The sequence below is a fragment of the Nocardia implantans genome, assembly GCF_035544775.1.
GTDB classification, from domain to species: Bacteria; Actinomycetota; Actinomycetes; order Mycobacteriales; family Mycobacteriaceae; genus Nocardia; species Nocardia implantans.
Genome location: NZ_JAYKYQ010000005.1, coordinates 14,346 through 28,731, shown reverse-complemented (window position 1 = coordinate 28,731; position 14,386 = coordinate 14,346). Strand labels below are relative to the sequence as shown.

15 protein-coding genes are annotated in these 14,386 nt (G+C 69.5%); 7 read left to right on the top strand and 8 right to left on the bottom strand.

Annotated elements, in window-relative coordinates:
- Window positions 1-58 precede the first annotated feature (58 nt).
- On the bottom strand, window positions 59-472 hold the full coding sequence (locus U3653_RS13365) for a VOC family protein (RefSeq protein ID WP_195080268.1): 414 nt from the start codon (window positions 470-472) through the stop codon (window positions 59-61).
- Window positions 469-1,227 carry an SDR family NAD(P)-dependent oxidoreductase gene (locus U3653_RS13360; protein ID WP_195080269.1) on the bottom strand — a complete coding sequence of 253 codons (759 nt, stop codon included), beginning with the start codon at window positions 1,225-1,227 and terminating at the stop codon, window positions 469-471. Before U3653_RS13360 ends, U3653_RS13365 begins: the two co-directional genes overlap by 4 nt.
- Window positions 1,228-1,360: 133 nt before the next feature.
- Here U3653_RS13360 and U3653_RS13355 point away from each other — a divergent pair, with 133 nt between their 5' ends.
- From U3653_RS13355 to U3653_RS13330, 6 genes are read left to right on the top strand one after another with little or no spacing between them, the layout of a single operon-like run.
- Window positions 1,361-2,161: an enoyl-CoA hydratase-related protein gene (locus tag U3653_RS13355; RefSeq protein WP_195080270.1), complete on the top strand. Its 801-nt coding sequence runs from the start codon at window positions 1,361-1,363 to the stop codon at window positions 2,159-2,161.
- Window positions 2,158-3,324, top strand: coding sequence for an acyl-CoA dehydrogenase family protein (locus tag U3653_RS13350; protein WP_195080321.1), 1,167 nt, complete (start codon window positions 2,158-2,160; stop codon window positions 3,322-3,324). The genes U3653_RS13355 and U3653_RS13350 overlap by 4 nt, the downstream gene beginning before the upstream one ends.
- Window positions 3,321-4,406 carry an acyl-CoA dehydrogenase family protein gene (locus U3653_RS13345; RefSeq protein WP_195080271.1) on the top strand — a complete coding sequence of 362 codons (1,086 nt, stop codon included), beginning with the start codon at window positions 3,321-3,323 and terminating at the stop codon, window positions 4,404-4,406. Before U3653_RS13350 ends, U3653_RS13345 begins: the two co-directional genes overlap by 4 nt.
- The gene (locus tag U3653_RS13340; protein WP_195080272.1) at window positions 4,403-5,662 is read left to right on the top strand and encodes a CaiB/BaiF CoA transferase family protein; all 1,260 of its coding nucleotides are present in this window, start codon (window positions 4,403-4,405) and stop codon (window positions 5,660-5,662) included. The genes U3653_RS13345 and U3653_RS13340 overlap by 4 nt, the downstream gene beginning before the upstream one ends.
- Window positions 5,659-6,387: a GntR family transcriptional regulator gene (locus tag U3653_RS13335; protein ID WP_195080273.1), complete on the top strand. Its 729-nt coding sequence runs from the start codon at window positions 5,659-5,661 to the stop codon at window positions 6,385-6,387. The genes U3653_RS13340 and U3653_RS13335 overlap by 4 nt, the downstream gene beginning before the upstream one ends.
- Before the next feature lie 4 nt (window positions 6,388-6,391).
- Window positions 6,392-7,360, top strand: a complete 969-nt coding sequence (locus U3653_RS13330) for an alpha/beta hydrolase (protein WP_323124407.1) — start codon at window positions 6,392-6,394, stop codon at window positions 7,358-7,360.
- 67 nt (window positions 7,361-7,427) lie between these two features.
- Here the strand turns inward: U3653_RS13330 and U3653_RS13325 are convergent, their stop codons facing one another.
- The 5 genes from U3653_RS13325 to U3653_RS13305 are packed head-to-tail and all read right to left on the bottom strand — an operon-like array spanning window position 7,428 to window position 12,192.
- A complete protein-coding gene (locus U3653_RS13325) occupies window positions 7,428-8,711 on the bottom strand; it encodes an NAD(P)/FAD-dependent oxidoreductase (protein ID WP_195080274.1) in 1,284 nt (427 codons plus the stop codon).
- Between the two features lie 3 nt (window positions 8,712-8,714).
- A complete protein-coding gene (locus U3653_RS13320; protein WP_195080275.1) occupies window positions 8,715-9,035 on the bottom strand; it encodes a 2Fe-2S iron-sulfur cluster-binding protein in 321 nt (106 codons plus the stop codon).
- 8 nt (window positions 9,036-9,043) lie between these two features.
- On the bottom strand, window positions 9,044-10,273 hold the full coding sequence (locus U3653_RS13315; RefSeq protein ID WP_195080276.1) for a cytochrome P450: 1,230 nt from the start codon (window positions 10,271-10,273) through the stop codon (window positions 9,044-9,046).
- 29 nt (window positions 10,274-10,302) lie between these two features.
- Window positions 10,303-11,208 (bottom strand): SDR family NAD(P)-dependent oxidoreductase, encoded by a 906-nt coding sequence (locus tag U3653_RS13310; RefSeq protein WP_195080277.1) that lies wholly within the window; start codon window positions 11,206-11,208, stop codon window positions 10,303-10,305.
- A 36-nt stretch (window positions 11,209-11,244) separates the two neighbouring features.
- Window positions 11,245-12,192, bottom strand: coding sequence for an SMP-30/gluconolactonase/LRE family protein (locus U3653_RS13305; RefSeq protein WP_195080278.1), 948 nt, complete (start codon window positions 12,190-12,192; stop codon window positions 11,245-11,247).
- 294 nt (window positions 12,193-12,486) lie between these two features.
- Here U3653_RS13305 and U3653_RS13300 point away from each other — a divergent pair, with 294 nt between their 5' ends.
- A complete protein-coding gene (locus U3653_RS13300; RefSeq protein ID WP_195080279.1) occupies window positions 12,487-12,747 on the top strand; it encodes a nuclear transport factor 2 family protein in 261 nt (86 codons plus the stop codon).
- 169 nt (window positions 12,748-12,916) lie between these two features.
- On the opposite strand, the gene U3653_RS13295 is transcribed toward U3653_RS13300, so the two are convergent.
- A complete protein-coding gene (locus U3653_RS13295; RefSeq protein WP_195080280.1) occupies window positions 12,917-14,377 on the bottom strand; it encodes an FAD-binding protein in 1,461 nt (486 codons plus the stop codon).
- Between the last annotated feature and the right edge of the window lie 9 nt (window positions 14,378-14,386).

Below are 14,386 nucleotides of genomic sequence, written 5' to 3'. Positions count from 1 at the left end.
GGGTGTGAACGGCGTCACGCTAGACCTCGCGCGGCACCGTCACGCCCGGTCATCCCGCTCAGCGGTCGTTCGGCTGCGCGGTGGAACTCACGACCTCGATCAAATAGCCGTCGGGGTCACGCACCTTGCCGATGGTGCGGCCGCCGAACCGGGCCAGCGTGGTCGCGGGCATTTCCCCGGTGCCGCCGTGCGCGCAAGCAGTGTCCAGCAGCCCGGCCACGTCCTCGGTGTTCAGGACCAATTTCACGAGCATGGTGCCGTGGTCGGGTGCCGCGGGAGCGCCATGCGGTGCGATGAGTTCCACTCCGGCCGTTCCGGCCCGCAGGATCACCGCGTCGAAGGTGTCGGTGGTGAAGGACCGCTCTTCGGAGAATCCGCATCCTGCGGTGTAGAACTTGGCCGACCGCGCCAGGTCGGTGACGCGGATCGCGGTGAGCGAGAGACTCACTCCCGGCGTCGGGGTCCCGCTCATCGGGTCTGCGACCCGCCGTTGAAGTCGAGCGTCTGTCCGGTCATTCCCCCGGCTTCGTTCGAGGCCAGGTACGCGCAGAACGCGCCGACCTCGATCGGGTCGCCCAAGCGCCCGATCGGGATACCGGCGATCAGCCGCTCGATCTGTTCCGGCGGCATCTTGTGCACCAGGTTGGCCTGCAGGCCGAGAGCGACGATATTGGCGGTCACGCCGTACTGCCCGGTTTCGGCGGCGAGATGACGGATGAAGCCTTCGATGCCGCTCTTGCCGGTGGCGTACATGGAGACATTGATGTTCTGGCCGGTGCGCGCCGACCCCGACGAGATCTGCACGACACGGCCCCAGCCGTTGTCGCACATGCCGTCGATGACCGCCTTGATGCAGTTCATCGCGCCGTAGATGTTGAGGTCGATCGACGGCGGCCACTGCTCGGGCGTCAGCTCCCGGAACGGCTTGCTGACCCGATCCTCGGCTACGCCGGCGTTGTTCACCAGGATGTTCACGTGGCCCCCCAGCTCGGCCTCGGCCGAGCGAACGGCGTCGACCGTCGCCTGGTAGTCCGTGACGTCGAACGCCCTGGCGATGGCCTTGTTGCCCTCGGCGACGATGTCCGTCGCCACCCGCTCCGCGCGATCGGCGAACAAATCGTTCACCACGACTGTCGCCCCTTGACGCGCCAGCACCGTCGCGATGCCCTCCCCCACGCTCTGGCCCGCACCGGTGACCAGGGCGATTCGCCCATTCAATTCGAACACGAGTTCACCTTTCGTCGATTCGTCACCAGATCGCAGGGGTGACGTCCTGCCTCTGCACACTCTCCGAGCCGGACGTCAGGATTGTCAATCATCATTGGATTTTATTTTGGATCCAATCTGCTACCGTGGCCCCATGACGCCTGACAATCCGGTCGGCGCCCCGTCCGAGCCGCCGGTCCTGACCGACTTCACGGACGGTGTCGCGCAATTGACACTCAACAATCCGCGCCGCAAGAACGCGATCACCTTGGAGATGGCCGCGCTGATCGGTGACTTCTGCACCCGGGTGGAGACCGACCCCGGCATCGGCGCGGTCGTGGTGCGCGCGGCGGGCTCCTACTTCTGCAGCGGCGCCGACACCCGCGACCTGGCGACATCCTCGGCCGACCCCGCCTCCCCCGAAGCGGTGAGCCGCACGTCAGCGGTCTACGGCGCCTTCGTCCGGGTCGGCATGCTGCCCGTTCCCACCATCTCACGAGTGGTCGGCGGCGCGGTCGGCGCCGGACTCAACCTCGCCATGGCCACCGACCTCTTGGTGGTCACGCCCGAGGCGCGGCTGGAGAGCGGATTCCTCGCTCGCGGCATCCACCCCGGCGGCGGGCACCTGGCACTGCTCGGCCGTGCCGTCGGCTGGTCGAGCACCATCGCGCTTGCCGCCTGCGGTCTGTCGCTGACCGGTACCGACGCGGTCGCCCGCGGCCTGGCACACCTGGCCGCCGCGGAGTCCGACCTCGACGCGCGCATCGCGGAGCTCACCGCCCCGGCCGCCGCCGATCCCGAACTCACCCGCCGCATCATGAACAGCGCCCGGCTCGAACTGGGCCCGCCCGCGGTGAGCTGGTCGTCGGCCCTCGAGATCGAGCGCGGTGTGCAGATGTGGTCGATGTCGCGCAAGGGCGAGAGTTCCTGGTCGTCGCGGGGGCCCGGACGATGACCGCCGTGTCCACTGCGCCCGGCGGCTCCCCCGCCGCGGACGCCGAGCTGCGGCGGGTCCGCGGCGAGGTGCGCGCCTTCTTGCGCGCGGAACTCGACGCCGGTTCCTTCTCCCCCGCGCCGGACAACTGGATGAGCGGGTTCGATCCGGCGTTCAGCGCCCGGCTGGGGGCGCGCGGTTGGCTCGGCATGACGCTGCCGAAACGCTATGGCGGGCACGAGCGTCCCCTCCTCGAACGCTTCGTGGTCACCGAGGAACTTCTCGCTCACGGTGCACCGGTCGCCGCGCACTGGATCGCCGACCGGCAGATGGCGCCGAGCATCTCGGCCAACGGCACGGAGCAGCAGAAGCAGCGCTACCTGCCCGGCATCGCGGCCGGTGAGCTGTTCTTCGCCATCGGGATGAGCGAGCCCGACGCCGGCTCCGACCTCGCCGCGGTGCGCACGAAGGCGGTGGAGCGCTCCGACGGCTCGTGGACGATCAGCGGCACCAAGGTCTGGACCACCGGAGCGCACGTGGCGCACGCCATGGTGTTGCTGGCCCGCACCGACGGCGGTCCTGGTGACCGGCACACCGGGCTGTCGCAGTTCGTGGTCGACCTGTCGCACGCGGATATCGAGGTACGCCCGCTGCGCAGCATCGACGGCGGCGCGCACTTCAACGAGGTCGTCTTCCACGACGCGCAGGTCGGCGCCGACGCCCTGCTCGGTCGGCGCGGTGCGGGCTGGACTCAGGTGATGAGCGAGCTCGCCTTCGAACGGTCCGGCCCCGAGCGCTACCTGTCGACCATGCCGCTGCTGCGCGCGTGGGCCGAGCGGCTGCGCCGCACCGGCGCCACCGAGCAGCAGCGCGTCACACTCGGTTGGCTGACCGCGCACGCCTGGGCGCTGCGCCGGATGTCACTCGCCGTCACCGCCGAACTCGCCGCGGGCCGCAAGCCCGACGTCCTCGCGGCGATGGTGAAAGATCTCGGCTCCACCTTCGAGGGCGACCTCGTGGAGGCCATTCGCGCCTGCGTCGAGACCGAGCCCCGGCGCCATGGCGGCGATGCGTTCGCCCGCCTCCTCGCCGCCGGGGTACTGCACACACCGGCGTTCACCCTGCGGGGCGGCACGAACGAGATCTTGCGCGGAATCGTCGCGCGCGGAGTGGGATTGCGATGACCTACCTCAACCCCGAGTTGATCTCGGCGGTCGCCTCGATGGCCGAGCGCGTCGGGATCGACACCACTACGCCCGCTGGGGGAACCGACGGCGCGCTGTGGGCCGCGCTCACCGAGGCAGGCTTCACCGAGATCGGGATCCCGGAGGCGCAGGGCGGCAGCGGCGGAAGCACGGCCGACGCGCTGTCGGTGCTGCACGCGGTCGCCCGGCACGGCGCTCTCACCATGCTGCTCGAGCACACCGTGCTGGCGAGCCGTCTGGTCGCCGAGTGCACCGGCAACCCGGCGAATCAGCCCGCCACCCTCGCCATCGCTCGCGAGGGCTGCACTGCACGCGACACCGGCGACGGTGTCGTGCTCGACGGCATCGTCACCGGCGTCGTCCACGGGTCCGACGCCCAACTGCTGGTGGTGTTGTTGCCCGCGTCCGGCGCGGGTGAGCGACCATCGGTCGCGATCGTGGCGGCCGACGCGGCCGGCATCAGCTCGGAGAGAGGCAGCGACCTGCTGGGTGCCGCACTCGACGACTACCGCTTCGACGGCACGCCCGTCCGGCTGTACCGATCCCCAGTGGACACAACCGAAGTCGAGGAACGCGGAGCACTCGCGTACGCGGTGGCGCTGACCGCGGCAGCGGGTGCGGTCCGCGATCGGACGCTGCGCTATGCCGCCGAGCGAGTCCAGTTCGGTCGCCCCCTCGCCAAGTTCCAGGCCATCCAGCAACGACTCGCCGGCCTCGCCGCGTCGACCGCGTTGATGGAGACGGCGACCGAGGCCGCCGCGACCGCCGACCACACGGCTCGCCGCACCGCGATCGCGGCCGCCAAGGTGGTGACCTCCGCGTCGGCCCGGGAGGTGGCCGCCGCCGGGCACCAGATCCACGGCGCCATCGGATTCACCTCCGAGCACATGCTCGGGCGCTCGACCACCGCGCTGTGGAGCTGGCGCAACCGCTACGGCTCGGAGCGGTACTGGTCGGAGGTCCTGGCCGGGCAAATCCTGGACGAGGGCGCCGATCCATGGGATCTGATCATCGGTGCGGAGTCAACCGACGCTGTTGCCGCAGAAAGGTATTCGCGATGACTATCGTCACCACCGACGCGACGGGCGTCGACGGCCGCGCCGCCTGGCGCGCCGCGGACACCACGACCGGCGCCGGCGTATTGAGCGGGCTGCGCGTGCTGGATCTGAGCCGTGTGCTGGCTGGCCCGTACACCGCGCAGATGCTGGCCGATCAGGGCGCCGAGGTCATCAAGGTGGAGGGGCCAGGCGGTGATGAAACCCGCTGCTGGGGCCCGCCGTTCGTGGACGAGGGCGCCAGCAGCGCGTACTACGCCAGTCTCAACCACAGCAAGGAGAACATCGGTCTCGACCTGCGCACCGACGAGGGCCGCGAGATCCTCGCGCACCTGCTCGCCTGCGCCGACGTCGTGATCGAGAACTTCAAGGCGGGCACCATGGCGCGCTGGGGATTCGATTTCGAGACGGTGCTGGCGCAGCGGCATCCGCGCCTGATCTACTGCCGCATCACCGGTTTCGGCGTGGACGGGCCGATGGGCGGGCTGCCCGGTTACGACGCGGTGCTGCAGTCCTTCGGCGGGCTGATGAGCATCAACGGCTACCCGGACGGGAACCCACTGCGGGTCGGGGTGCCGATCGTCGACATCGTCACGGCCAACTTCGCGGTCAACGGAATCCTGCTGGCGCTGTTCGAGCGCGAGCGCAGCGGCCGGGGGCAGTTGGTCGACCTGGCGCTGCTGGACTCGGTCATCTCCCTCCTGCATCCGCACGCGGCCAACTGGGTCGCCAGCGGCAAGGTGCCGCAGCGGACCGGGGACTTCCATCCGACGGTGGTGCCCTACCAAGTATTCCGTGCCGCCGACGGCGACTTCTTCGTCAGCGCGGCCAACGACCGACAGTTCCGTTCGCTCGCCGAGACTCTCGGGGTGCCCGAACTCGCCGACGACGCACGCTTCACCACCAACGGCCGGCGCCACGCCCACCGTGAAGAGCTCGTCGCGATCCTCGCCGAGCGGATCGCGCCGTGGTCGCGGCAGGAGCTGGCGCTGCGCCTGGAACAGGTCGGAGTGGCCGCCGCACCGGTCAACACCGTGGACGAGGCGTTGCGGGCCGCGCAGACGCGGCATCGCGGCCTGTTTCTCGAGACGGAGGACTATCGGGGCGTCGGGGTGCCGATCAAGCTGAGTCGGTCCCCGTACCGCACCCCGCGCCCTGCGGTGCCGCGTGGCGCCGACACCGCAGCCGTGCTGAGCGCCATGGGCTACAGCGCCGAGCGGATCGCGGCGCTGCGGGCGGCTGGTATCTTCGGGAATCCGTGAGCAAGCGAACCGGCAGTGCAGCGGCGGCGGAGGGCGGTCGCGACGTCGGCCGGGCCACCGGACGGGTGGTCGAGGAGATCGAGCGGCTGATCGTGAGCGGTGAACTGCTGCCGGGTCAGCCGATCCGCCAGGTCCTGATGGCTGAGCGACTCGGCGTCAGCCGACTGCCGATCCGCGAAGCCTTGCGCCACCTCACCGCCGAAGGCCTGGTCGAGCACGAGCCCAATGTCGGCTATACGGTAGCCCGTCTGCAACAGTCCGACTTCGACCAGATCTACCTCATGCGCGCCGCGCTCGAGCCCGAGGTGCTGCGGTCGCTTCCGCTGTTTCCCGAAGACGCCCTCGCCGAGGTCACCCGGGCCGCCGAACTGGTGGTCGCCGCCGCTGAGCACGGTGACGTACTCGCCATGCGGCTGCACAACCACGCCTTCCACTTCGCGATCTTCGACCGATCACCACTGAACCTGGTGGTCGCCGAAGTGCGCCGGCTGTGGACGCTGGCCATGCCGTACCACGCCGCCTATCTCTACGACCCGGCCGCCCGTGCGCGCGTGGTGGCCGAACACGACCAGATGATCGAAGCGCTCGCCCGCCACGACAACGAGCGGCTCGTCGAGTTGATGAACGAGCACCGCCGGGGTGGGGAGACGAGCACCGGGATCATGTTGCGCGCCACGCGCACAGCCGCGGATCACCCGGCAGTTCCCGCCGTTCCCCAGGAGTAGACCAGTGACCGTTCCGACCGGGCATCCGCCGTACTGTTTCGTCTGGGATCCCGATGTCGCCGTGCTCGTCGAGCGGATGGCGAGCATCGGAGCGGCCCCTCTGCGGACCGTCGGCGTCGAGGCGGCCCGCCGTTCGCTCGAGTCCATCGTCCGCCCGCCCGGCCCTGAGATGGCGGCGGTACGCGACGCGACGATCGCCGGCCCGCACGGCACGATCCCGCTGCGCGTCTACCGGCCGCACGCGGCACCGGAGACGAGCGCGCCCGCACTCGTCTGGTTCCACGGCGGCGGCATGATCATGGGCACGCTGCAGTCGTTCGACCGGCTGGCCCGTGATGTCGCCCACGCCACCGGTGCGGTGGTGTTCAACGTCGAGTACCGGCTCGCACCCGAGCACCGCTACCCCGTCGCCAACGACGAGGCGTACGCGGCCCTGTGCTGGGTGAGCGAGAACGCCGCGGCATGGGGCGTCGACGCTGCCCGCATCGGCGTGGGCGGAGACAGCGCGGGCGGCAGTCTGGCCGCGGCGACCGCGCTGCGCGGCCGGGACCTGGCCGGGCCCGCCATCGCCCAGCAGGTGCTGTTCTATCCCGGGATCGAACGGCGCACAGATAGGCCGTCGATGCGCGAGTTCGGCGATTCCCCTTTTCTCACCGCCCCGGATATCGACTGGATGAAGGGCTTGTACCTCGGTGAGGATCCGGCCGTCGACGACGCCTACGGCGTTCCGGCGCTGGCGGATTCACTCGCGGGTCTGCCGCAGGCCGTCATCGCCGTCGGCTACGGCGATCCCCTCCGCGACGCCGTCGAGGCCTACGGCGACCGGATGCGGGACGCCGGCGTACCCACCGCACAGCTGCGCTACCCGGGCGTCGGCCACGGCTTCGCCATGCAGACCGCCTCGGTCGCCCGCGCTCGGGCGGCGATGGCCGAGGTCGGCGCCTTGGTGGCGGCGCGTTTCCGGCAGGCGTAGCCGCGCGAACACACGACACGGGCCCCGGAGCCGATGCTCGGAGGCCCGGGTTCGTGCGGCTCGATGCTCAGCCGCGCCCCGGCGCCAGCAGCTTCTTGAGCGGGACCGCGTTGTCGGACAGAACTTCTGGACCTGGACGATGGCCCTTGCCGAGCGCCGACCGCAACGCCACGAAGTCGGCCGGCGAATTCAGGCACTCGGCGGCAACCAGCGCGTCGTCGGTGAAGTAGAGGGCGACCCGCCGGCGCGGGCGCTGCGGATCGACCCGCACGAGCATCGCGGTGTGGCCACCGATGAGACCCGTGATTTGCAGCTTCTGATCGCCCTGATCGGACCAGAACCACGGGGCGGCCCGATCGGGGACCGGTCGCCCCAGCAGCACCGCGGCAGCGGTATCGGCCTGTTCCACCGCGTTGTCCACCGACTCGAGCCGGTAGCGGCTGCCGGTGCTCGACACGTGGGTGGTGCAGTCGCCGACCGCCAGTGTCCACCCGTCGGAGGCCAGGCACCGCTCGTCGACGACGATTCCGCCGTCGCACTCCAGCCCGAACTGCTCGGCCAGCTCGGTGCGCGCTTCGGCTCCGATACCGACCAGCACCGTCGCCGCCGGTATCTCGCGGCCGTCATCGAGCCGCACCGCCCGGACTCCGTCGCCGTCGTGCAGTATTTCCACCGGCGCCGCGCCGAGCACGACCTCGGTTCCCATCGCACGATGGGCGACGAGCAGGGCGGTGGCGGTGTCCGCGCCCACCGCGCGGGCGAGCAATCGCTCGCCCGCCTCGATCACGGTTACCTCGGCCCCGAGTGCACGCGCGGTGGCGGCGACCTCCAGGCCGACGAACCCGCCGCCGATCACCACCAGGGGGCCGGCCTGCACCCGGGCGGCGAGCGACCGGGCGTGGTCCAGATCGCGCAACACGAGCACGTCGGAGTGGTCCGCGCCCGGCAGCGTCAACCGCCGCGCCCGCGCTCCGGTCGCCAGCACCAGCCGGTCGAACCGTCGCACGAGGCGCTCGCCGTCCCGCGAGAACCGCACCTCGACTCCCGCCGAGGTCCGCTCGAGCTCCTCCACGCGCGCCCCGGTGAGCAGTTCGATCTTCTGGTTCTCGTAGTGGGCGGGACCGCGCAACAGCACCGAGTCGCTGCTGGCTTCGCCTTTGAGCCATGCCTTGGACAGCGGTGGCCGCTGGTACGGAAGGTGTGGTTCGTGGGAGATCAGTGTGATCTCTCCGGTGTAGCCCTCGGTACGGAGGCGATCGGCGAGTTGTACACCGGCGTGCGAGGCCCCGACGACCACGACGCTGTGCGGCATCGACACCTCCGGGCCAAGCGTGTCCTGCGCTCCGGTCATCGGTCAGACCTGTTCGTCGGGGACGGTCACGTGCAGGTCGATTCCGTCCGACAAGGTCAGCTGGCAGGACAGGCGTGAGTTGTCCTGCCGGTCCGATGCCGTGCAGTCCAGCATGTCGTCCTCGTCCTCGGTGGGCTCCGGAAAGAACCCCAGCTCCTTTTGATCGAGGTAGACGTGGCAGGTGGCACATGACAACGTGCCACCGCACTGGCCCACGATGCCGTTCACGCCGTTGCGCACAGCGGTCGACATGACCGAGTCCCCGGCGACGCCGTCGACGACCTTCACCACGCCGTCGGGCTGGGTGTAGAACACTTTCGGCATCGCTGCTCCTACCAGCTGACCGGCAGATCGGTGATCGCCTGGGTGAGGTTGTCTTTGTCGATGACCGCCTCCCCGTCGAGCTTCAGTCCTGGCAGTCGCTTGAACAGTTCGGCCAGGCCGACCTGCATCTCCATCCGGGCCAGGGGCGCACCCAAGCAGTGGTGCAAGCCGTAGCTCAAGGTCAGGTGCGGGTTGTTGCTGCGCCGGATGTCGAAGACCTCGTCGTTCTCGACGGCCACGCCGTCGTGGTTGACCGAGGCGGGATCGACCAGCACGGCCTCGCCACGGGCGATCACCTGGCCGTCGAGTTCCACGTCCTCGGTGGCGACGAAGGGAACGAGCCCGCCGCCACCGGTGATCGTGTCGCCCAGCGCCATCCGTCCGTGCCGCAGGATCTCCTCTACCGCGGTGGGGGCCATCCCGTCCGGATCCCGCAGGAAGAGCTCGAGCTGATCGGGATTGCGCAGCAGCGACAGCACACCGGCGCAGATGAAGTTCGCGGTGTTGTCGAACCCGCCGATGATCAGAACCAGGGCGATCGGCAGGATTTCGGCGTCGGTGAGGCTGTCGTCCTTGTCGCGAGCGTTGGCCAGGTCACTCAGCAGATCCTCGCGCGGGTTCTTCCTGCGCTCCTCGATGAGGGCCATCATGTACACGACCAGCTCGGTCATGTTGGCGACGACCTCTTCCTCCGGCATGTTCGCCACGGCCAGGGTGGACGAGCTCCACTTCTGGAACTTGGGCCGATCCTCCGGCGGCACGCCGAGCAAGTTGGCCAGCATCTGGATCGGCAGCGCCACCGCGTAGTCGTGCACCAGGTTGGTCGGCGCGCCCTTCGCGATCATCTCGTCGATCAGATGATCGGCGAACTCCACCGCCGAATCACGCATGGCCTTGACCCGCTTCGGCGAGATCGAGCGCTGCACCAGCTTGCGCAGCTTGGTGTGATGCGGCGGATCCTCGAACTGCAAGGTGGTCCGCAAGAAGTCCGGGAACTCCACGAAGTAAGGGGTCACGCGTTCACCGGTGCGGAACGGCTCCCGCACGAATCGGGGATCGCTCAACATCTGCCGAGCCGCGGCATTGCGGTGGATGACCCACGCGTCGCCGCCGAAGGGCATCGTCATCTTCGTCATCGGCCGGTCCGCGGCGATCGCCCGGTACCGCGCGGCCGCTTCGTCGGGACCGACCGCGCCGAAGGGGTATTCGGTGCCGGTCGCCGTCTCGGTTGTGCTCATGTGATGGCTCCTGGAACGGACGTCGGGATTCAGGACACCGGCATCTGGGCCGGGGCGACGACCTGCGGCACAGCCTGCGGCGTGATCGCCATGATCTGCTCGAACTGCTCGGCGACGGTCTCGACGGTGAGCGAGGGGTCGTGGATGCCGACGGTATTGACCAGCGCCAACCGGTTCACGATGCCGCCAGCCACGTTGAACACCTCACCGGTGACCTGGCAGTCGGGATGCACCAGATAGGCCACCACCGGAGCCACGTGCTCCGGCAGCAGCGCCGTGCGCATGTACTCCATGATCTCCGGCGACAAGGTGTCGGCCGCTGCCTCGGCCATCCGGGTGCCCGCGCCCGGCGCGATGGCATTGACCTTGATGCCCGCGGCCAAGCCTTCGAGCGCCAAGTTGCGGGTCAGACCGAACAACGCGCCTTTGGAACCGCCGTAGTGCGACATACCCGGGTTGCCCAGCATCGCTTGCGAAATGGTGTTGACCACACGCGGGGCGTCGGCCTCGAGCAGGTGCGGCCAAGCCGCCCGGCACAACCGCATCGCGCCGAAGTAGTGCACGTCGAGATGACGCTGGTACTCCTCGTCCGGCACCTCCGTGAAGGGCGCGGTACGGACGATGCCCGCGTTGTTGACGACAGCCGAGAGCTTGCCGAACGACGAGATGGCGGCGTCGACCAGCGCGCGCGCCCCCTGCTCGGTCGAGACGTCGGCGTTGCAGGCGACGGCTTTGCCGCCGGCGGCGGTGATCTCGGCGACCACACCCGCGGCCGGGTCGTCACCCTCTACGCCGGAGCCGTCGATGCGGGCACCGAGGTCACCCACCACCACGGCGGCGCCACGCGAGGCGAGCAGCAGCGCGTTCGCCCGCCCGATGCCACGACCCGCGCCGGTCACGATGACGACGCGATCGCTGAAATCCAGTGTTGCCATTGTCTTTTCCTCGTATTCCTGGCTGTCTCGGTGTGATCAGGGGCGAGTGTCGCCGCCGCGGTGGGCCACATCGGCCACCCAGACGCTGCCCAGCGCCTCCCGGGCCGACTTCTCGAAGTCGTAGACCTCGTACCCGACCGTCATGTAGAGCCGGTCCCGGTCCGGGCCACCCAGCAGGCACGCGGAGGCGATGCCGTTCTCCAGCGGCATCGGGATCGCGTCGGTGATGCCCTGCTCGGTGAAGCGCGCGACGTAGCCGCCGCCGGGCATGGCCGCCCACACCCCGCCCTCCGCGTCGAGCCCGATGCCGTCGGGCATGAACGGGCAGGAGGCGAAGTCACGGGGGTTCGACAGCGTGCCGTCCGGAGCGCGGTCGAGCACGGTGATCTTGAACGCCATGACCTCGGCGGTGTAGACCTTGGTGCCGTCGGCGCTGACGGCGATCCCGTTCGCGCACAGCAGCGGACCCACCTTCTCCGGGGTGAAGACAGCGCCGTCCGGCTCGACCACGATCAGCGGAGAGGCGACCGGTTGCTCACCCTTGAAGATGTCGAAGCCGAGCTGGGTGATGTAGGCGCGACCGTCGGCGTCGACCACCATGTCGTTGGCGGCGGCCGAACAGTACTGCGAGATATCGGCATACACCGACAGGTCGCCGGGTCCGCCGCCACCGTGCACCAGCACCAGCTTCTCGTGCATGGACACCACGATCAGGCGGCCGTCGGGCAGCCAGCCGAACCCGCCCAGCACGATCGGAGCATCGGTGTTCGCGGCGCGGCCGGTCGCGTCCACGACGACGGTTGCGTTGCCGTCGGCGTCGAGCGTCTTGAGAGTTCCGGTGTACATGTCCGAGAACCAGAAGGCGCCCGCGTGCCACCGCGGGCACTCCGGCCAGGAGTATCCACTCGAGACCTTGCGGGCCTCGAAAGTCGAGGCGCCGGCGGCGCTGACGGCGGCAGCGACGGTGTCAACGGGATTGGTCATGGTCTGGACCTTCCGGGAAACGGTGACCGATGTCGCCGGCCCCGCCTGCGGCGGGAACCGGTGTGCGGAAGCGCGAAACTCACGCGTGAACTGGGTCACAAGGACTTGGCATGTCAGGACGATAGGGCGCGCCTCACTCACCGGACGGTGCGCTCCCATTCAGCGGGAGCCCCCACCGGACGGAGCCGGTGCGCTTCCCGGCGAGCGGAACGGGTGGCCTCCGCACGGCGGCCGGTCTGCTGCTATGAGCGGACCGCGGCGGCGAACGGCACCGCCGGGAGAGGACCTGTCACCATGCCCGATCAGTCCGACCATCGGGCCATCGTCGGCGTGCTGAACCGATACGGTTACGCGCTCGACGGCCGCGACTGGACGATCCTCGAAGACGTCTTCCACCCCGACGCCTCCGGTGACTACGGCGGTTTCCGCGTCGAAGGGCGCGCCACGCTGATCCGGACCATCGCCGGATATCTCGATCCGTGCGGCCCATCCCAGCACTTGCTCGGCACCTATCGCGTCGCCGTCGACGGTGACGCGGCGGAATCCAGCTGTTAGGTCCGCGTCGTGCATTTGGGCACGGGCGAGCGCGCGAAACCGTCGACCGGCCGGACAAGCTCGACGCGCTGTCGCCCGAGATGTCGGAGCGCCGGACGCCTTGTGCTGACCGGTTCAGGGCCCGCCTCGGCCAGCGGGAAATGGTCGAGGCCATCGATTGGCTCCGCAGCTACGGCGCGGCCCACGACGCCGCATGCCGCCCCGCGCGCCGGCCGAAGTAGGAACCGGCGCCGAGTTGGGTTCCGCTGGCGTATCCCTTGCCGTCCTGGGCCAGGCTCGGTGCGCACGCGCCGGCGGCGTAGAGGCCCGGCACGACCGCACCGTCGCCGCCGACAACCCGGCCGTCGACCGTCGTGCGCAGCCCGCCGAGGGTGAATCCGGCGTAGGACGCCGCGCCCAGCGAAAGGTCGAAGGCTGCCCACGGTCCGTGGTCCTGCGGCTCGACGTACTCCGGCTGCTTGTGGAAAGCCGGGTCCTCCCGGCGCACCGCGTGCGCGTTGTAATCGTCCAGGGTCTTTTGCAGGCTTCCCTCCGGAAGCGCGAGCGCAGCTTCCATCTCGGCGACGCTCTCCCAGCCGTCGATGAACGGCACCAACTGGAAATCGCGCTTCTCCAGATGCGCTTCGTCCAGAATCAGGTAGGCCTTCGCACCGGGCTGCTCCAGGACGAAACCCGCCGTGCGGGCGTGGTAGGAATCCTCGGCGACGAACCGCCGCCCGAGCGCGTTGACCACGATGCCGGTGAGATGGCGGGCGGGCGGATAGATCGGGGCGGTGAGGAAGCACTGGTCCATGTGTTCGGTCGCGCCGCCGACGGACATGCCCAGGCGGATGCCAAGCCCGTCGTCATAGGAGGAGCCCAGCGTGTAGGGCTTCTCGGCCAAGACCGGCGCGTATTGCCGCACCATGTCGGGATTCATGACGAAACCACCCGTCGCGACGACAACCGCACCCGCCTTGATCACTCCGCGCTGCGACAACCCTTTCCAGGCGACGCCCGTGACCGCGCCCTGTCCGTCGCACACCAGGTTCCTGGCGCCGACGGCGTAGCGTATCTCTACGCCGAGGCGCGCGAGGCGCTCCACGAGCAGCCCGGTGACGAGCGCCGCGCCGCCGGTGTCACCGGCGACGGGAACCTTGTGTCCGCGTGGCGCCGGCACCGCCAGCTCGCGAAACGGCCAGACGTTCTCATTGCCGGTGTACATCAAACCCTGCGTACCGGGCTGGATCACCGCCTTCTGCGGGTAGAAGGTGCGCTCGAACTGGAAGCCCAGGTCCTCCAGCCAGTGGAAGTGCTCGACGCTGTCGGCACAGTAGGCGCGAATCTTGTCCACGTCGGGGCTGCGTGAAACTGCGGTGAGGTACTTCGCCATCTCTTCGGCCGAATCGGAGTGCCCGGTCGCCGTCTGCACGGGCGTGCCACCGCCGAGGTAGAAATGGCCTCCGGCCATCGCCGAGGTCCCGCCAGGCGCCGCCGCGCGTTCCAGGACGAGCACCCGTGCTCCTTGTGCCGCGGCCTCGGCCGCCGCGCAACCCCCGGCGATGCCCGCGCCGATCACGACGACGTCGACCTCGTCCGACCACTCCGCCACCTCGGCGGCCGCCACTACTTCAGGAATATCGGTTCGCATGCCGGGCAG